The 16,772-nt window shown below is 41.8% G+C and carries 27 protein-coding genes and 2 pseudogenes; 23 read left to right on the top strand and 6 right to left on the bottom strand.

All coding sequences use genetic code 11. From position 1 onward, the window contains the following. Positions 1-37: 37 nt before the first annotated feature. The 6 genes and pseudogenes from yihA to ACTJJH_RS04475 form a co-directional block, all read right to left on the bottom strand. Complete coding sequence (yihA, locus tag ACTJJH_RS04500; protein WP_320124398.1) at positions 38-814, bottom strand: ribosome biogenesis GTP-binding protein YihA/YsxC; 777 nt, start codon at positions 812-814, stop codon at positions 38-40. A 100-nt stretch (positions 815-914) separates the two neighbouring features. Continuing rightward, the gene (locus ACTJJH_RS04495; protein WP_002116968.1) at positions 915-1,352 is read right to left on the bottom strand and encodes an RrF2 family transcriptional regulator; all 438 of its coding nucleotides are present in this window, start codon (positions 1,350-1,352) and stop codon (positions 915-917) included. 87 nt (positions 1,353-1,439) lie between these two features. Next, positions 1,440-2,204 (bottom strand): globin domain-containing protein, encoded by a 765-nt coding sequence (locus tag ACTJJH_RS04490; protein ID WP_440600797.1) that lies wholly within the window; start codon positions 2,202-2,204, stop codon positions 1,440-1,442. Between the two features lie 2 nt (positions 2,205-2,206). Next, a pseudogene (locus ACTJJH_RS04485) lies at positions 2,207-2,358 on the bottom strand (hypothetical protein). Beyond that, positions 2,348-3,895: a helicase HerA-like domain-containing protein gene (locus ACTJJH_RS04480; protein ID WP_017386985.1), complete on the bottom strand. Its 1,548-nt coding sequence runs from the start codon at positions 3,893-3,895 to the stop codon at positions 2,348-2,350. The pseudogene ACTJJH_RS04485 and the gene ACTJJH_RS04480 overlap by 11 nt, the downstream one beginning before the upstream one ends. Positions 3,896-3,937: 42 nt before the next feature. After that, the gene (locus ACTJJH_RS04475; protein ID WP_440600796.1) at positions 3,938-5,128 is read right to left on the bottom strand and encodes a PLP-dependent transferase; all 1,191 of its coding nucleotides are present in this window, start codon (positions 5,126-5,128) and stop codon (positions 3,938-3,940) included. Positions 5,129-5,296: 168 nt separating this feature from the next. Here ACTJJH_RS04475 and ACTJJH_RS04470 point away from each other — a divergent pair, with 168 nt between their 5' ends. The 23 genes and pseudogenes from ACTJJH_RS04470 (at position 5,297) to secY (ending at position 16,771) form a co-directional block, all read left to right on the top strand. Further along, entirely contained in the window at positions 5,297-6,025 is a 729-nt protein-coding gene (locus tag ACTJJH_RS04470) for a type 1 glutamine amidotransferase (protein ID WP_002116949.1), read from the top strand. Between the two features lie 252 nt (positions 6,026-6,277). Continuing rightward, positions 6,278-6,589 carry a 30S ribosomal protein S10 gene (rpsJ, locus tag ACTJJH_RS04465; protein WP_000070912.1) on the top strand — a complete coding sequence of 104 codons (312 nt, stop codon included), beginning with the start codon at positions 6,278-6,280 and terminating at the stop codon, positions 6,587-6,589. Positions 6,590-6,647: 58 nt separating this feature from the next. Next, positions 6,648-7,286 (top strand): 50S ribosomal protein L3, encoded by a 639-nt coding sequence (gene rplC / locus ACTJJH_RS04460; protein WP_002117051.1) that lies wholly within the window; start codon positions 6,648-6,650, stop codon positions 7,284-7,286. Between the two features lie 11 nt (positions 7,287-7,297). After that, the gene (gene rplD / locus ACTJJH_RS04455) at positions 7,298-7,900 is read left to right on the top strand and encodes a 50S ribosomal protein L4 (protein ID WP_002049755.1); all 603 of its coding nucleotides are present in this window, start codon (positions 7,298-7,300) and stop codon (positions 7,898-7,900) included. After that, positions 7,897-8,217, top strand: coding sequence for a 50S ribosomal protein L23 (gene rplW / locus ACTJJH_RS04450; RefSeq protein ID WP_002049693.1), 321 nt, complete (start codon positions 7,897-7,899; stop codon positions 8,215-8,217). The genes rplD and rplW overlap by 4 nt, the downstream gene beginning before the upstream one ends. Before the next feature lie 11 nt (positions 8,218-8,228). After that, positions 8,229-9,053: a 50S ribosomal protein L2 gene (rplB, locus tag ACTJJH_RS04445; protein WP_002049686.1), complete on the top strand. Its 825-nt coding sequence runs from the start codon at positions 8,229-8,231 to the stop codon at positions 9,051-9,053. Between the two features lie 13 nt (positions 9,054-9,066). Then, positions 9,067-9,342: a 30S ribosomal protein S19 gene (rpsS, locus tag ACTJJH_RS04440; protein WP_001138119.1), complete on the top strand. Its 276-nt coding sequence runs from the start codon at positions 9,067-9,069 to the stop codon at positions 9,340-9,342. An 11-nt stretch (positions 9,343-9,353) separates the two neighbouring features. Next, on the top strand, positions 9,354-9,683 hold the full coding sequence (rplV, locus tag ACTJJH_RS04435; RefSeq protein ID WP_001982638.1) for a 50S ribosomal protein L22: 330 nt from the start codon (positions 9,354-9,356) through the stop codon (positions 9,681-9,683). A 1-nt stretch (position 9,684) separates the two neighbouring features. Continuing rightward, a pseudogene (gene rpsC, locus ACTJJH_RS04430) lies at positions 9,685-10,501 on the top strand (30S ribosomal protein S3). Then, entirely contained in the window at positions 10,441-10,854 is a 414-nt protein-coding gene (rplP, locus tag ACTJJH_RS04425) for a 50S ribosomal protein L16 (RefSeq protein WP_002049688.1), read from the top strand. Before rpsC ends, rplP begins: the two are co-directional and overlap by 61 nt. Next, on the top strand, positions 10,854-11,051 hold the full coding sequence (gene rpmC / locus ACTJJH_RS04420; protein ID WP_000849928.1) for a 50S ribosomal protein L29: 198 nt from the start codon (positions 10,854-10,856) through the stop codon (positions 11,049-11,051). The genes rplP and rpmC overlap by 1 nt, the downstream gene beginning before the upstream one ends. Continuing rightward, complete coding sequence (gene rpsQ / locus ACTJJH_RS04415; protein ID WP_002116661.1) at positions 11,048-11,305, top strand: 30S ribosomal protein S17; 258 nt, start codon at positions 11,048-11,050, stop codon at positions 11,303-11,305. The genes rpmC and rpsQ overlap by 4 nt, the downstream gene beginning before the upstream one ends. 92 nt (positions 11,306-11,397) lie before the next feature. Continuing rightward, positions 11,398-11,766, top strand: coding sequence for a 50S ribosomal protein L14 (gene rplN, locus ACTJJH_RS04410; protein WP_001982634.1), 369 nt, complete (start codon positions 11,398-11,400; stop codon positions 11,764-11,766). Positions 11,767-11,775: 9 nt separating this feature from the next. Next, on the top strand, positions 11,776-12,093 hold the full coding sequence (gene rplX / locus ACTJJH_RS04405; RefSeq protein ID WP_002116820.1) for a 50S ribosomal protein L24: 318 nt from the start codon (positions 11,776-11,778) through the stop codon (positions 12,091-12,093). A gap of 15 nt (positions 12,094-12,108) precedes the next feature. Beyond that, positions 12,109-12,645: a 50S ribosomal protein L5 gene (rplE, locus tag ACTJJH_RS04400; RefSeq protein ID WP_002116961.1), complete on the top strand. Its 537-nt coding sequence runs from the start codon at positions 12,109-12,111 to the stop codon at positions 12,643-12,645. A gap of 9 nt (positions 12,646-12,654) precedes the next feature. Beyond that, complete coding sequence (gene rpsN / locus ACTJJH_RS04395) at positions 12,655-12,960, top strand: 30S ribosomal protein S14 (protein WP_002049689.1); 306 nt, start codon at positions 12,655-12,657, stop codon at positions 12,958-12,960. Positions 12,961-12,971: 11 nt separating this feature from the next. Then, entirely contained in the window at positions 12,972-13,367 is a 396-nt protein-coding gene (gene rpsH / locus ACTJJH_RS04390; protein WP_002049732.1) for a 30S ribosomal protein S8, read from the top strand. Positions 13,368-13,380: 13 nt separating this feature from the next. After that, positions 13,381-13,914, top strand: coding sequence for a 50S ribosomal protein L6 (gene rplF, locus ACTJJH_RS04385; protein WP_002116801.1), 534 nt, complete (start codon positions 13,381-13,383; stop codon positions 13,912-13,914). 14 nt (positions 13,915-13,928) lie between these two features. Further along, positions 13,929-14,279 (top strand): 50S ribosomal protein L18, encoded by a 351-nt coding sequence (gene rplR / locus ACTJJH_RS04380; protein ID WP_002049741.1) that lies wholly within the window; start codon positions 13,929-13,931, stop codon positions 14,277-14,279. Positions 14,280-14,281: 2 nt separating this feature from the next. Beyond that, positions 14,282-14,779 (top strand): 30S ribosomal protein S5, encoded by a 498-nt coding sequence (gene rpsE, locus ACTJJH_RS04375; RefSeq protein ID WP_001141025.1) that lies wholly within the window; start codon positions 14,282-14,284, stop codon positions 14,777-14,779. Between the two features lie 6 nt (positions 14,780-14,785). After that, positions 14,786-14,962, top strand: a complete 177-nt coding sequence (gene rpmD, locus ACTJJH_RS04370) for a 50S ribosomal protein L30 (RefSeq protein ID WP_000849088.1) — start codon at positions 14,786-14,788, stop codon at positions 14,960-14,962. Between the two features lie 3 nt (positions 14,963-14,965). After that, the gene (rplO, locus tag ACTJJH_RS04365) at positions 14,966-15,406 is read left to right on the top strand and encodes a 50S ribosomal protein L15 (RefSeq protein WP_002116985.1); all 441 of its coding nucleotides are present in this window, start codon (positions 14,966-14,968) and stop codon (positions 15,404-15,406) included. Positions 15,407-15,451: 45 nt separating this feature from the next. Then, the gene (gene secY, locus ACTJJH_RS04360; protein ID WP_170249219.1) at positions 15,452-16,771 is read left to right on the top strand and encodes a preprotein translocase subunit SecY; all 1,320 of its coding nucleotides are present in this window, start codon (positions 15,452-15,454) and stop codon (positions 16,769-16,771) included. Position 16,772 lies beyond the last annotated feature (1 nt).

Below are 16,772 nucleotides of genomic sequence, written 5' to 3'. Positions count from 1 at the left end.
ATAAATTTAATGAAGAAATTGTATCTGTTTTGACGATTTACTCTTCAGCATCCTCATCTGATGCTTCAGGAATCGCGTCAACGTCAAATTCTGGTTCTTGATCAAGCGTAAAATGCAGGCGTCCAGCCATAACACTTGCTAGCTCTTCTAAACCTAATTTATTAAGTGATGAGAAAAGTTGAATCGAGAAATCAAGCTTCATTTTCTTCAGTTGTTGCTTAACTTCTAATAGCACTTTATTTGCAGGGCCACGATTAAGTTTGTCAGCTTTCGTTAAGAGAATATGAACAAAGAGATGACGTGAATAAGCCCACTCTAGCATCATCATGTCGAAATGCTGTAGAGGATGGCGAATATCCATCAGTAATACTAAGCCTTGTAAGCTTTTACGATGGATTAAATAGTTCTCTAATTCTTTTTGCCATACTCGTTTCATATCTTCAGGTACGGCTGCATAGCCATAGCCAGGAAGATCGACTAAACGTTGATCGGGGTTGCCTAGACTAAAGAAGTTAATCATCTGAGTACGGCCAGGTTTTTTAGAGGCGCGCGCTAACTGTTTTTTGTTGGTTAGTGCATTGATAGCACTAGACTTACCGGCATTTGAGCGTCCTGCAAAAGCGATCTCGTAGCCACTATCTTCAACACAAAGTGCCAATTTAGGTGCACTCATTAGAAACTCAGCTTGGCGTAACCAGTTGAGTGATTGCACAGCATATGCTGTGATCGCTGGATCTGGTTTCTTTTCATAGTTGATCTTTTGCTTGGGTGCGAGTCTGGCTTTGGTGTCTTTCGATTTTTCACTACGACGCATAAAAAATAACTTTTTAAATGAGAGGGCTCGCGCCTAGTATAAAGGAGCTTGGGTATTCTTGCTAATTTTCAATAAATCGACTTATTAAAATCAGTAGAGCTTAGATTTGTAAAAATGCAATAGGGGAGTTGGCAGGAGCAGATTTTGATTGCTGCAAAACTTCTCCGAGTGTGTATTGGTCAAGACTTTGATAAAAGCTTTCTAAAGCCTGATCTAAAATACCTTTTAAACCACAGTGACTACGTAATACGCAAGGTGGCGTATTACATTCAACGATTTGATTGTCGCCCTGTAATATTCGAACGATTGAGCCTAAATTTGAGTTCAGTGCATCTGGATTTAAGCGAATTCCTCCGCCTTTTCCACGAATGGTAATGATCCATTCTTGCTTGCCCATGAAGTGAACAACTTTAACTAGATGGTTTTGTGAAACATGCAAATCTTTCGCGATTTCTGCAATCGTGTAGGGTGCATCACTTGGGCGTGCAACATACATTAAGAGTCGTAATGCATAATCGGTAAATTTATTAAGCTGCATGATCACCAAAAATGGAAGAGATTAAAAGGATGATCATCTTAGCCTGAAAGTCTAAATAATAAAACTTTCAGGCAAGAGGTTTTTACATTACAGCGTTAAAGGGGCTGAAACCTGTACTTGATCACCCACTCTATAATGCTCAAGTAGAATATTAGCAACTGAAAACTCAGTATGATTTTCTTCAGGCTGCACTTCAAACTGATACGAGTTATCTTCTTGAGCTTCAGTAAATTTAAAAGCTTTCGGTTGTTCAAGTTGTTGCTCGGGAACTTGTACTTTAACTGAAATAAAGGCATTTGCTGGGCTAGTCAGTACGTCTTCATGGTCAGTTGCTTTTAAGGTGAAGCGTTTGCCAGATTCCAAAGGATCAATTTGAGTAATTTCAAATGAACGCCAGCCAGCCCATCCACCTTTTAAGCTTTCAAGTTGTTCATATTTTTGTTTTTCAACACCAATTAAGATATCAGCCAACTGTAAGTATGCTTGTTTCCACGCTTCAATAAGCTCTGATTCGAATGGCACGTTGAGTACTTCACTAATTGAATGAAGCAAGTTGTCTCCAACAATTGCATATTGGGCTGGTTGAATATCTAAGCTCACGTGTTTAGTGGTGATGCGTTCTACCGCTTTAGCGAGCACGGTAGGGTTCTCAATATTTTCTGCATAAGCAAGCACAGCAGCTGCAAGAGCACGTGGCTGACGTAAGCTGGTTTGGTCATCTAAATTAAAAACATTTTTTAACTCGGGATTGTTATTAAGCATGCGCTTATAAAAGTATGTAGTCAGCGTAACGCCGTGTTCACGTAAAACCGGTACAGTAGATTTAACAAGTTCAATTTGTTGTGGAGTCATGGCTAGACCTTATTTATCTGGCTATATAAGATGTATTTAAAATACATCTTTAAAAAATTAATGGCAATAACTTTTTCCTAAAAACCATAAAAAAATTAGGGGATATGAAATCCCCTAAAATTAACGCAATTTTTTTAATATTTTTATTTACCAAATAAAGAGCCGAGCAAGCCTCTTACGAGTTTTTGTCCCGTACTTCCTCCTAAGCTGCGTGCAGCACTCTTGGCAAAAGTTCCCACAATGTCTTGTGTGAGTTTAGCTCGTTCACGGGCTGCTCTTTCTTCCTCTTTTAATTGCTCACGTGCCAAACGTTCCTGCTCTTTAGCTTGCTGTTTTGCTAAAGTTTCTTGTTCTTTAGCTTGTTGTTTTGCAAGTTCGGCGTCTTGCTGCTGTTGTTCGCGTTCAGCAACTTTATTCTGTAGCATTTCATAGGCACTATCACGATCTACAGCTTGTTCATAAACCCCAGCAATAATACTTTGCGAGATTAAAGTCTGACGCTCTTCTGGAGTGATCGGTGTAAATGCAGAGTACGGAGGCATAACCCAACCACGTTCTACAATCTGTGGTGTACCTTGCTCATCTAGACAGCTAATGAGTGCCTCACCAACACCAAGTTGGGTAATAGCTTCATCAACTTTAAACTCGGGATTAGCACGGAAAGTGTCTGCTGCGGTTTTTACAGCTTTTTGATCTTTAGGGGTGAATGCACGTAATGCATGTTGAACGCGATTACCAAGTTGACCAAGAACGCTTTCGGGTAAATCGAGTGGGTTTTGAGTAATAAAGTAGATACCCACCCCTTTGGAGCGGATTAAACGTACCACTTGTTCAATTTTGTCTTGTAGAGCTTGGCTGGCATTATCAAATAACAAGTGAGCTTCATCAAAGAAAAACACGAGTTTAGGCTTATCCATATCACCCACTTCTGGTAGCTGTTCAAATAACTCTGAAAGCATCCATAAGAGGAAAGTGGCATATAACTTAGGTGTATTCATGAGCTTGTCAGCAGCAAGAATATTGATATAACCGTGTCCGTTTGCATCGGTTTGGATAAAATCCAGAATATTTAAAGCTGGTTCCCCAAAGAACTGTTCTCCACCTTGGTCGGCAAGAGCGAGTAAGTTGCGCTGAATGGCACCTAGGCTGGCTGGAGATAAATTACCATACTCGGCTTTAAACTCAGCTGCATGTTCACTCACAAAAGTGATCATGGCTTTTAAATCTTTAAAATCGACTAATAGTAACCCTTGGTCATCTGCAATGCGGAATACAGCAGATAACACACCTTCTTGGGTATCATTTAAATTGAGCATGCGAGCCAATAAAATTGGCCCAATTTCAGAAATAGTGGTTCGGATAGGATGGCCTTGCTGACCAAATAAATCCCAAAAAACAACTGGGTTCGCTGCGAATGGAACACTATCAATTTGTAAAAGTTTTAAGCGTTCATTAAATTTATCGGAAGCTTCACCAGCTTTTGCAAGACTCGAAACATCGCCTTTAGCATCGGCAAGAAATACTGGCACACCGATTCGAGAGAAACTCTCTGCTAGAACTTTTAACGTAACTGTTTTACCTGTACCTGTGGCGCCTGCAATAAGTCCATGACGGTTAGCAAACTGGGGAAGTAAAACAATTTCTTTTGATGTGTCCTTAATATTTTTAGCAATAACAATCGGTGTACCCATATATTTTTATCCTATGGTTTGAGTCACTATAATGTTGTCGTTTTACAGTTGTTTCAGTGCATTTTCGATATCTTGTATCAAATCTTGCGGATCTTCTAGTCCTATACAGAATCGAACCAATAATCCTTGTTGTAAATGTGTATTCTCAAGTTTTCTCATCATTTTTAAATCATAAAGCATAATCAGGCTAACGGGTCCACCCCAGCTAAAGCCGAGCTTAAATAACTCTAATGCATCGCAGAAACGACGTACTGCTGTAATGTCATATTCAGGTTTAAAAATAACACTCACTAAGCCGGCACTTTGACCGTCTATGCAGATTTCTTGCCAATATTGATGGCCTGGTGAGGATTCATCACTTGGGTGTAGAACTTGTGCAAATTGAGGCTGGTTCTTTAGCCATTTAAGTAGAGCGTGAGCATTGGCTGACTGTTGTTTATAGCGTAAAGACATATGAGCAAGGCTGCGTTGAACTTGAGCCGCATCATCTCCAGAGATTGCGATGCCTAAAATGGCATGTGTGCGGAATAGGCGGTGATGAAGTTTCTCATCACGAGTTACAATGCTGCCCATTAAGATGTCACCACCACCACTTGGATATTTTGTTAGTGCGTGAACGGTTAAATCGACTGATAGATGTTCATCAGAAAAATTAAAAGCATTAAACGCAAGCCCAGCTCCCCAAGTATTATCTAGAGCTGTCAATACACCATGTTTCTTAGCTTTTGTGACTAGATTTTTAAGATCAGGGAATTCTAAAGTAACTGAACCTGCAGCTTCTAACCATAATAGTTTACTTCTTTCGGTGGGTTGAAAACTTGCAGCGTCAATGGGGTTATATACTTTAACAATAATGCTATATTGACTTTGTAGATAAGTTAAATGTTCTAGATTTGGCCCGTAAATATTGTCTGGAACCCATACTTCATCATTAGTGCTTAAAAATGCTGAGTTCACAATATTAATTGCGGATAGGCCACTCGGTGCAAGCAAACAATGCAAACCACCTTCAATTTGCGCAATATTGTCGCCTAAGGTGAATGTAGTAGGGGTGCCATGTGTTCCATAGCTATAGTCATACTTATCCGTCCAGTGACGATCAAAAAGGTGCGAAGTTGATTTGAAAATAATAGTTGATGCGCGAAATAAGGGAGGTTGCACTGTTTCAATGAATTGCGGAGCCTTTCTTGGGGCATGAATGAGACGAGTCTGGAAATCGTTATGCTTTTTCATAGTGCGTTATGTTTTAAATGATAAAGTTAGATTAAGAGAAATTTAAATTCTTCGCTAGATTTATAAAGTTTTGTAAGACGTTTCGTTACAGTAGAGCTATAAAACAAAAACTTGGCTTTATTTTTGCAAAGACCACTACAACATTCTAACAACAATAGGTTTAAGCGCATGAAGTCGCATTTAAGAGTTCATTATTTTCAACATATCGCGGGTGAGGGTTTTGGGAGTTGTTATTCATTTTTAAAAGCCCACCACGCGACTATTAGTTCTACGGAGTTTTTTGCACTTCCGGTTGATCGGTCACTTGAAATAGAAGCTTTACCACAAATTGATGAGGTTGACTTATTATTAGTCATGGGTGGCACCATGAGTGTAAATGATGAAGCGAATTATCCATGGCTTAAGATAGAGAAAAGATGGTTGCGTCGTTACTTAGCAGCAGGAAAGCCTGCTATAGGTCTCTGTTTGGGTGGGCAGCTAATTGCTAATGCACTAGGCGCCGCAGTCAGTCGAAACCGCTATCAGGAACTTGGCTGGTCGACAGTTCAAAGGGTAGCAAATTTACCTCAAGACAGCTTTCCATTGCCTGAAAAGATAAAGGTGATGCAGTGGCATAGCGAGACATTTGAAATACCCAAAGGTGCTATACACTTAGCCGAGAATATAGCTTGTCGTAATCAGATGTATCAAATTGGAAAAAATGTGCTTGGTTTTCAATTTCATCCAGAAATGACACCAGCAACGTTAGAACTGTTGCTTGAAAATGAAGAAGAGCTATCTATTTTTAATGGGGAATATGTTCAGCCTGTGAGTGAACTGCAATATTCAGAAGCACAAAAATTTGAACAAGGTAATCAACTCTTAAATAAAGCGATTGAATTTGTCATAAATGCCTAGAGTGAGTTGAGAATACTAGGTTAAAGTGCGTTTTGAACAAAAAATAGAAAAAGAGAATTGCATAAGACTTAAACAATCGTTATAATGGGCGACCCTCAAAAGGAGGGCATTTACTGCGAAGAAAGTAGTAAATGTGCATTACAGTCGTGGCATCGATCATGACCTTAGTGATTTTCACTGCCTTTGACACTTACCAATGGGTGAGATGCGTCAAGGGTGATTCTTTATATGTTTGGCTTGGAGTTTACTGGTATGTCTAACCAGAGAATTCGTATCCGTTTGAAGTCTTTTGATCATCGTCTGATTGATCAATCTGCTCAAGAGATCGTAGAAACCGCTAAGCGTACTGGCGCACAAGTTTGTGGTCCAATTCCGATGCCTACTCGCATCGAACGCTTCAACGTTCTTACTTCACCGCACGTTAACAAAGATGCGCGTGACCAGTACGAAATCCGCACCTATAAACGTTTGATCGATATCGTTCAACCTACAGATAAAACTGTTGATGCATTGATGAAATTAGATCTTGCGGCTGGTGTTGATGTTCAGATCGCTTTGGGTTAAGGCTTTCGGTTGATTAACTTCTAAGTTAATTAGGCCGCTTTTTTAGAGGTTTATGCACATGGCTATTGGTTTAGTCGGTCGCAAATGTGGTATGACTCGCATCTTTACAGATGCAGGTGTTTCTGTACCTGTTACAGTCATCGAAGTCGATCCAAACCGCATTACGCAAATCAAAACACTTGAAACTGATGGTTATCAAGCTGTTCAAGTAACTACTGGTGAACGTCGCGAATCTCGCGTAACTAACGCTCAGAAAGGTCACTTCGCGAAAGCTGGTGTTGCTGCTGGTCGTTTAGTTAAAGAGTTCCGTGTTACAGAAGCTGAGCTTGAAGGCCGTGAAGTTGGCGGTACTATTGGCGTTGATTTGTTCACAGTTGGTCAAGTAGTTGACGTAACTGGTCAATCAAAAGGTAAAGGTTTCCAAGGTGGTGTTAAACGTTGGAACTTCCGTACCCAAGACGCTACTCACGGTAACTCAGTTTCTCACCGTGTATTAGGTTCTACAGGTCAAAACCAGACTCCTGGACGCGTGTTCAAAGGCAAGAAAATGGCTGGTCACTTAGGTGACGAACGCGTAACAGTACAAGGTCTTGAAATCGTATCTATTGACGCTGAACGTTCTGTTTTAGTTGTTAAAGGTGCAATTCCTGGTGCAACTGGCGGTGACGTGATTGTACGTCCTACCATCAAGGCCTGAGGGGAAATACCGTGAATTTGAAAACTGTTTCCGGCTCTGCTGTTGAATTGTCTGAAGTTGCTTTCGGACGTGAATTTAACGAAGCTCTTGTACACCAAGTTGTTACTGCTTACTTAGCAGGTGGTCGTCAAGGTACTCGTGCTCAGAAATCACGTGCAGACGTTTCTGGCGGTGGTAAAAAGCCATTCCGTCAAAAAGGTACTGGTCGTGCTCGTGCGGGTTCTATTCGTAGCCCTATCTGGGTTGGCGGTGGTAAAACTTTTGCTGCTCGTCCACAAGATTGGTCTCAAAAAGTAAACCGTAAGATGTACCGCGGTGCAATGCAATGTATCTTAGCTGAACTTGTTCGCCAAGATCGTCTTGTATTGGTTGAAGAGTTTGCTGTTGCAGCTCCAAAAACTAAAGAATTGCTTGCAAAGCTTAACGACTTAAATGCTGCTCGTGCATTAATCGTTACTGACGCTGTAGATGAGAACTTATATCTTGCAGCACGCAACCTTCCACATGTAGATGTGGTAGATGCAACTGCAATCGATCCTGTAAGCTTGATCGCGTTTGATAAAGTTGTGATGTCTGTAGCTGCTGCTAAGAAAATTGAGGTAGAACTCGGATGAACAACGAACGTATCTATCAAGTCCTAAAAGGACCAGTCTTCTCAGAAAAGGCACAAGTATTAGGTGATACTGTTGGTGTTCAAGTATTTAAAGTAGACATTAATGCTACTAAACTTGAAATCAAAAAAGCAGTTGAAAAACTTTTTGGTGTAGAAGTTGTTAAAGTTAACACAACTATTACTAAAGGTAAGACTAAGCGCTTTGGTCGTACATTGGGACGCCGTTCTGATGTTAAAAAAGCATACGTCACCCTGAAAGCTGGCCAAGATGTTGAAATGGCTGACTTGGGCGATACCGCTGAAAGCGCAGCGGAATAAGGACGAAAATTATGCCGATTCAAAAATGTAAGCCAACGTCTCCAGGACGTCGCTTTGTAGAGAAAGTGGTTCATGACCATCTTCACAAAGGCGCTCCTTACGCACCGTTGGTTGAAGCTAAAAAACGTACTGGTGGTCGTAATAACAACGGTCACATTACTACTCGTCACGTTGGTGGTGGTCATAAACAACACTACCGTATCGTTGACTTCAAACGTAACAAAGACAGCATTCCAGCTGTTGTAGAGCGTATTGAATACGATCCAAACCGTACAGCACATATTGCTTTGTTGAAATATGCTGATGGTGAGCGTCGTTATATCATCGCACCTAAAGGCTTACGTGCTGGCGATAAAGTACAATCTGGTAACGATGCTCCAATTCGTCCAGGTAACTGCTTGCCACTTCGTAATATGCCGATCGGTTCTACACTTCATAACGTTGAACTTAAAATTGGTAAGGGTGCGCAATTAGCGCGTTCTGCTGGTGCTTCTGTTCAGTTGTTGGGTCGTGATGGTTCTTACGCAATTATTCGTCTTCGTTCAGGCGAAATGCGTAAAGTACATGTTGAATGCCGCGCTGTAATTGGTGAAGTTTCTAACCAAGAAAACAACCTTCGTTCATTGGGTAAAGCTGGTGCTTCGCGCTGGCGTGGTGTTCGTCCTACCGTACGTGGTATGGCGATGAACCCGATTGATCACCCGCACGGTGGTGGTGAAGGGCGTAACAAAGGTATTCAACCTGTAAGCCCATGGGGTCAAAAAGCTAAAGGGTACAAGACACGTACCAATAAGCGTACGACTAAGATGATTATTCGCGACCGTCGCGTCAAGTAAAGGAATCTGACTAATGCCTCGTTCTCTGAAAAAAGGCCCATTCGTCGATGCGCACTTGTTCGCTAAGGTTGAAGCGGCTGTTGCTAGTAACTCTCGCAAGCCGATTAAAACTTGGTCTCGTCGTTCGATGATCCTTCCAGATTTTGTTGGTTTAACAATTTCTGTTCATAATGGTCGTAACCACGTTCCAGTAATTGTTACTGAGCATATGGTTGGTCATAAACTCGGTGAATTCGCGCCAACTCGTACCTATCGTGGTCACGGTGTTGACAAGAAATCTAAACGTTAATAGGTGTCATGATGGAAGTAACTGCTAAATTACGCGGTGCCGCTATCTCGGCACAGAAAGCACGTTTGGTTGCAGATCTTATTCGCGGCAAATCTGTTGCGCATGCTTTAAATATCTTAAACTTCAGCAATAAAAAAGCTGCTGTTTTAGTAAAAAAAGCATTGGAATCTGCGATTGCAAACGCTGAACACAATAACAGTTTAGATGTTGACGATCTTAAAGTATCTACGATTTACGTTGACGAAGGCATGAGCCTTAAACGTATTATGCCACGTGCTAAAGGCCGTGCAGATCGTATTACTAAGCGTACTTGTCACATCACCGTTAAGGTAGGGGTTTGATATGGGTCAGAAGGTTCATCCAATCGGTATCCGCCTAGGTGTTGTGAAACGTCATAACGCTAACTGGTATGCGAATCCGAAACAATACGCTGAATACTTGCTTAAAGATCTTCAAGTTCGTGAGTTTTTAACTAAAAAACTTAAGAATGCGATGGTAAGCAACATTCTTATCGAACGTCCATCAGGCGCTGCTAAAGTAACTATTAGCACAGCTCGTCCTGGTATCGTAATCGGTAAAAAAGGCGAAGATATTGAGAAATTACAGCGCGAACTTACCAGCATTATGGGTGTTCCAGCGCAAGTAAGTATCAACGAAATTGATCGCCCAGACTTAGATGCGCGTTTAGTTGCTGAAGCAATCGCTTCTCAATTAGAAAAGCGTGTAATGTTCCGTCGTGCTATGAAGCGTGCGGTTCAAAACACTATGCGTGCTGGTGCTAAAGGTATCAAAGTTGAAGTGTCTGGCCGTTTAGGTGGTGCAGAGATTGCTCGTACAGAATGGTATCGTGAAGGTCGTGTACCTTTACATACGCTACGTGCAGACATTGACTATGCAACTATGCGTGCAGAAACAACTTACGGTACGATTGGTGTTAAAGTTTGGATTTTCCGTGGCGAGATTTTAGGTGGCATGAAACAAGTCATGAACCCTGCTCCTGCTGAAGATCGTCCAGCTAAACGTGGTCGTGGTCGTGGTGAAGGTCAAGAGCGTCGTGGTCGTCGCGGTGACCGTGCTGCTGACAAGGGAGAATAATCCATGTTGCAACCTAAACGTACCAAATTCCGTAAGGTGCACAAAGGCCGTAATACTGGTCTAGCGCATCGTGGTAGTACAGTATCATTTGGTTCGATTGCAATCAAAGCAACTGAACGTGGTCGTATGACTGCTCGTCAGATTGAAGCTGCACGTCGTACTATTAGCCGCCGTATTAAGCGTGGTGGTAAAATCTTTATTCGCGTATTCCCGGATAAACCAATTACTCAAAAGCCTCTTGAAGTGCGTATGGGTAAAGGTAAGGGTAGCGTGGAGTACTGGGTTTGCCAGATCCAACCAGGTAAGATCCTGTACGAAATTGAAGGTGTGAACGAAGAATTAGCGCGTGAAGCATTTGCTTTAGCTGCTGCTAAACTTCCGTTTAAAACCACTATCGTGACTCGGACGGTAATGTAATGAAAACTAAAGATCTACGTGAAAAATCGGTAGAAGAGTTGAAAGCTTTGCTTGATGAGCAACAGCTTAATCAATTCCGTCTTCGTATGGCGAAAGCAACTGGTCAGTTGGGTAAATCGCATGAAGTGCAAGTTGCTCGTAAGACAATTGCTCGTATTAAGACACTCCTTACCGAAAAACAGGGGAACGGACAATGAGTGAAAAAACAGTCCGCACGTTAACCGGCAAAGTAGTAAGCGACAAAATGGACAAGTCTATTGTTGTTCTTATCGAACGCCGCGTTCAACACCCGTTGTATGGCAAATCAATTCGCCGTTCAACTAAGTTACACGCTCATGATGAGAACAATGTTGCTAAACTTGGCGATGTTGTGACCATTAAAGAAAGCCGCCCAATTTCTAAAACTAAAGCTTGGACTTTAGTGGAAGTAGTTGAAGCAGCTGCTGAGTAATTCGACGTTCTTGTTGCATCATCGGTCAATTTCGAGTACTCTTTGAGCCTTTCGAAATTGTGACCGGTGATGCTCGGTTTTGGAGTAGGGCAATGATTCAAACCGAAACTATGCTCGACGTAGCAGACAACAGTGGTGCTCGCCGCGTACAATGTATTAAAGTACTTGGTGGTTCACATCGTCGTTATGCTTCTGTTGGCGACATTATTAAAGTTACTGTAAAAGAAGCAATCCCACGCGCACGTGTTAAAAAAGGTGACGTGATGAATGCGGTTGTAGTTCGTACTAAATTCGGCATTCGTCGTCCAGATGGTTCTGTGATCCGTTTTGATGATAATGCTGCAGTTATCTTGAACAACAACAAAGCTCCGATTGCTACTCGTATCTTCGGACCAGTGACTCGTGAACTTCGTACTGAACAGTTCATGAAAATCATTTCATTGGCTCCTGAAGTTCTATAAGAGGCAATCATGGCTAAGATTAAAAAAGGCGATCAAGTTATCGTGATCGCAGGTAAAGAAAAAGGCAAACAGGGTACTGTATTGTCTGTTTCTGAAGACCGCGTTAAGGTTGAAGGCCTTAACTTAGTGAAGAAGCATCAAAAGCCGAATCGTGTAACTGGCGCTGAAGGCGGTATCGTTACTCAAGAAGCTTCGCTTCATATTTCAAACGTGGCAATTTTAAATGCTACAACCCAGAAGGCTGACCGTGTTGGTTACCAAGTGATTGATGGCGTGAAAACTCGCGTTTATAAATCAAATGGTGAATCAGTGGCGGTAGCGAAGTAATAGGTTGAAAAGGCAATGGCCAGACTTAAAGCACGTTACAACGAAGAACTTAAAGCGAAGTTACAAGAAGAACTTAGCATTAAGAACGTGATGGAAATTCCACGCATCACAAAAATTACCCTAAACATGGGTGTAGGCGCAGCTGCAACTGATAAGAAATTATTAGATGGCGCTGTAGTCGACATGCAATTAATTGCTGGTCAAAAACCAGTAATTACACTTGCTCGTAAATCTATCGCTGGTTTCAAAATCCGTGATGGTTGGCCGATTGGTTGTAAAGTTACTTTACGTGGCGACCAAATGTACGAATTCTTGGACCGTTTGATCTCAATCGCAATCCCTCGTATCCGTGACTTCCGTGGTTTCTCTTCGAAATCATTTGATGGTCGTGGTAACTACTCAATGGGTTTGAAAGAGCAAATCGTTTTCCCTGAAATCGATTTCGATAAGATTGATCGTATTCGTGGTATGGATATTACTATTACTACGACTGCTCGCACCGATGACGAAGGCCGTGCGCTTATGCGTGCATTCGGCTTCCCGTTCAAATAAGAGGTCGATATGGCTAAGAAAGGTATGATTAATCGCGAATTGAAACGCGAAAAAACAGTTGCTAAATACGCTGCAAAACGTGCTGAATTAAAAGCTACGATTGCAAACGTAAATGCAAGTGAAGAAGAGCGTTTCGAAGCGATGTTAAAGTTACAAGCATTGCCACGTAATGCATCTCCGGTACGTCTTCGTAACCGTTGTGGTTTAACTGGTCGTCCTCATGGTTACTTCCGTAAGTTCGGTTTAAGCCGTAACAAATTACGTGACACAGTAATGCAGGGTGATGTACCAGGCGTTGTTAAGGCAAGCTGGTAAGGAGCGACTAAATGAGTATGCAAGATACCGTTGCCGACATGCTAACACGTGTTCGTAACGCACAAATGGCTAAGAAACAAACTGTTTCTATGCCTTCTTCTAAGTTGAAAGTTGCAATTGCAAACGTACTTCAACAAGAAGGTTATATTTCAAATGTAGAAGTTGCTCAAGAAGAGACAAAATCTACTTTGACAATTACTTTAAAATATTTCGAAGGCAAACCAGTTATCGAAATGGTTAAACGCGTAAGCCGTCCAGGTCTTCGCCAATACCGTGGTAAAGATAAACTTCCAAGCGTTAAGCAAGGTTTAGGTATTGCAATTGTTTCTACAAGCAAAGGCATCATGACTGATCGCGCTGCACGTGCTGCGGGCGTTGGTGGTGAAGTTATTGCTTTTGTTTCTTAATAGGTGATTCCTCATGTCTCGTGTGGCTAAAGCCCCAGTAACTGTACCTAATGGTGTAGCAGTTACTCAGAACGGCCGGCAGGTCGAAGTGAAAGGCAGCAAAGGTACATTGTCTTTCAACCTGCATGCGCTGGTCGAGCTAAAACAGGAAGAAGGTAAACTTCAACTTGCTCCAGTTAAAGAATCGAAAGATGCTTGGATGCAAGCTGGTACTGCTCGCGCTGTATTGAATAACCTTGTTAAAGGGGTTAGTGAAGGCTTCGAACGTAAGTTGCAGCTAGTTGGTGTTGGTTATAAAGCTGCGGTTAAAGGTACTGTTGTAAACCTTAACCTTGGTTTTTCACACCCAATTGACTACGCTTTACCTGAAGGTGTAACAGCGGAAACTCCAACTGCTACTGAAATCATTTTGAAATCAGCAAACAAGCAGTTGTTAGGTCAAGTAGCGGCAGAAATCCGTGCATATCGTTCTCCTGAACCATATAAAGGTAAAGGTGTTCGTTATTCGGATGAAGTCATTCTTCGTAAAGAAGCTAAGAAGAAATAAGGCGCGAGGTTCTTATGAACGAAAAGAAACAATCCCGTTTGCGTCGTGCGAAAAGCACACGCTTGCACATTCGTGCATTGGGTGCGACTCGTTTGTGTGTAAACCGCACTCCGCGTCACATCTATGCTCAAGTTATTTCAGCAGATGGTGGCAAAGTTTTAGCACAAGCTTCAACTTTGGATGCATCTTTACGTAGCGGTACTACAGGTAATGTAGATGCGGCTACTAAAGTAGGCGCTTTAATCGCAGAGCGTGCGAAAGCAGCTGGTGTAACTAAAGTTGCATTTGACCGTTCTGGTTTTAAATATCATGGTCGTATCAAAGCCTTGGCTGATGCTGCTCGTGAAAACGGCTTGGAGTTCTAATCATGGCTAAAGTTGAACAAAACGAAGGTCTTGTTGAAAAGCTGGTTGCCGTTGATCGTGTAGCCAAAGTTGTTAAGGGTGGTCGTATCTTCTCTTTCACAGCATTAACTGTTGTGGGTGATGGTAATGGTCGTGTTGGTTTTGGTCGTGGTAAAGCTCGTGAAGTTCCAGCTGCTATTTCTAAAGCACTTGAAGCTGCACGTCGCAACATGATTACTGTAGACCTTGCAGGTACTACTTTACAACACCCTGTGAATGCTCGTCATGGTGCAAGCCGTGTATATATGCAACCTGCTTCTGAAGGTACTGGCGTAATCGCTGGTGGCGCTATGCGTGCCGTTCTAGAAGCTGCAGGTGTACATAACGTACTTGCTAAATGTTATGGTTCTACTAATGCTGCAAACGTAGTAAACGCAACTTTCAAAGGTTTGCGTGATATGACTTCTCCTGAGAAAGTCGCTGCGAAACGTGGTAAATCAGTAGAAGAAATTCAAGGGTAATCAATCATGAAAACGATTAAAGTTACCCAGACTAAATCTTCTTCACATCGCTTGAAAAATCACAAGCTTTGCTTACAAGGTTTAGGTCTGCGTCGTATTGGTCATACTGTAGAAGTGCAAGATACGCCTTCTAACCGCGGTATGATCAACAAAGTCTACTATATGGTTAGTGTAGAGGAATAAGCCATGACTCTGCGTTTAAATGAACTTGCGCCTGCAGAAGGTGCAAAACGTGAACACCGTCGTTTAGGCCGTGGTATCGGTTCTGGCGTTGGTAAGACTGGTGGCCGTGGTGTCAAAGGTCAAAAATCACGTAAAAGTGGTGGCGTTCGTCCAGGCTTTGAAGGCGGTCAAACAGCGATTTATCGTCGTTTACCTAAATTCGGTTTCACTAGCCAAATCGCTTTAAAAACTGCTGAAGTACGTTTATCTGAGTTAAGCAAAGTTGAAGGCGACATCGTTAGCCTAGAAACTTTGAAAGCTGCGAATGTTGTTCGTCGTGACCAAATTCGTGCTCGTATCGTACTTTCTGGTGAAATCACTCGTGCATTCACTGTTCAAGGTGTTGCATTGACTAAAGGCGCTAAAGCTGCGATTGAAGCAGCTGGCGGTAAAGTCGAGGAGTAATCTCGAGTGTCTATGTCTCCTAGTTCTTCAGGTCATGTCAACATGATGAAAGGTCAGCCATTTCATGTGAAATACCGTGAAATTATTCGCCGGATGAGTTTTCTAATCGGTGCATTGCTGGTCTTTCGACTAGGAGCGCATATTCCAGTACCAGGCATTAATAATGCTGCGTTAGAAAATTTATTTCATGCGAACCAAGGAACTATTCTTGGGCTATTCAATATGTTTTCTGGCGGTGCTTTAGAGCGAATGTCTATTCTTGCTTTAGGAATTATGCCTTACATTTCTGCATCAATTATTGTGCAGTTAATGTCTACTGTAATTCCATCACTTGAAGCCTTGAAAAAGGAAGGTGAGCAAGGTAAGCGTAAAATTAATCAATATACGCGTCAGGGTACATTACTACTTGCTGTGGTTCAGGCTGTTGGTATGTGTGCTGGCTTAATTGGTCAAGGTATTACTTTGACAAATGGCCTTGCATTTTACGTACCAGCGGTTACTTCTTTAGTTGCGGGAACAATGTTCCTAATGTGGCTAGGTGAACAGATCACAGAAAGAGGTATCGGTAATGGTATCTCAATGATTATTTTTGCAGGTATTGTTGCTGGTTTGCCTAATTTAATTATGCAATCTATCTCTTCTGTAGATAATGGTCAGACAAGTTTGATTGGTCTTGTAATCTTTGGTCTTTTGTCTCTAGGTGTATTGGCAGCTATTGTGTTTATTGAAAAAGCACAACGTCGCATTCCAGTAAACTATGCGCAAAAGCAACAAGGGCGTCGTATATTTACAGCACAGCAGACGCATTTGCCATTAAAAATTAATATGGCTGGTGTTATTCCTGCGATTTTTGCAAGTTCTCTACTCTTGTTCCCAGCAAGTCTTGGTCAATGGGTGGGAAGTGCAGATCCAAATGCTGGTTTTATTAAAAGCAGCTTACAAGATTTAGCTTTAGTATTGTCGCCTGGACAGCCTTTGTATTTGGTGCTCTTTGGTGCGTTAATTATCTTTTTCTGTTACTTTTATACGGCTTTAGTATTTAGCCCTAAGGAAGTATCAGAAAATCTAAAACGCAGCGGAGCTTATGTGCCTGGTATTCGCCCAGGTGAGCAAACTGCTCGTTACTTAGATCATATTCTTAATCGTTTGACGTTTATTGGTGCGATTTATATTACGGTCATTTGTTTAATGCCAATGATTCTACAAAGTTCTTTTGGGATTCCATTCTATTTGGGTGGTACCTCATTATTGATCGTAGTTGTCGTGGTTATGGACTTTATGGCTCAGCTACAAGCGCATTTAACATCTCATCAATATGATAATCAAACATTAATGAGAAAAACGACTGCTCATCCTAAGGGATAAG

The sequence above is a fragment of the Acinetobacter sp. 22301 genome, from assembly GCF_052045285.1.
In the GTDB taxonomy this organism is placed as follows: domain Bacteria; phylum Pseudomonadota; class Gammaproteobacteria; order Pseudomonadales; family Moraxellaceae; genus Acinetobacter; species Acinetobacter pittii.
This window is presented reverse-complemented; position numbering and strand designations above follow the sequence as displayed.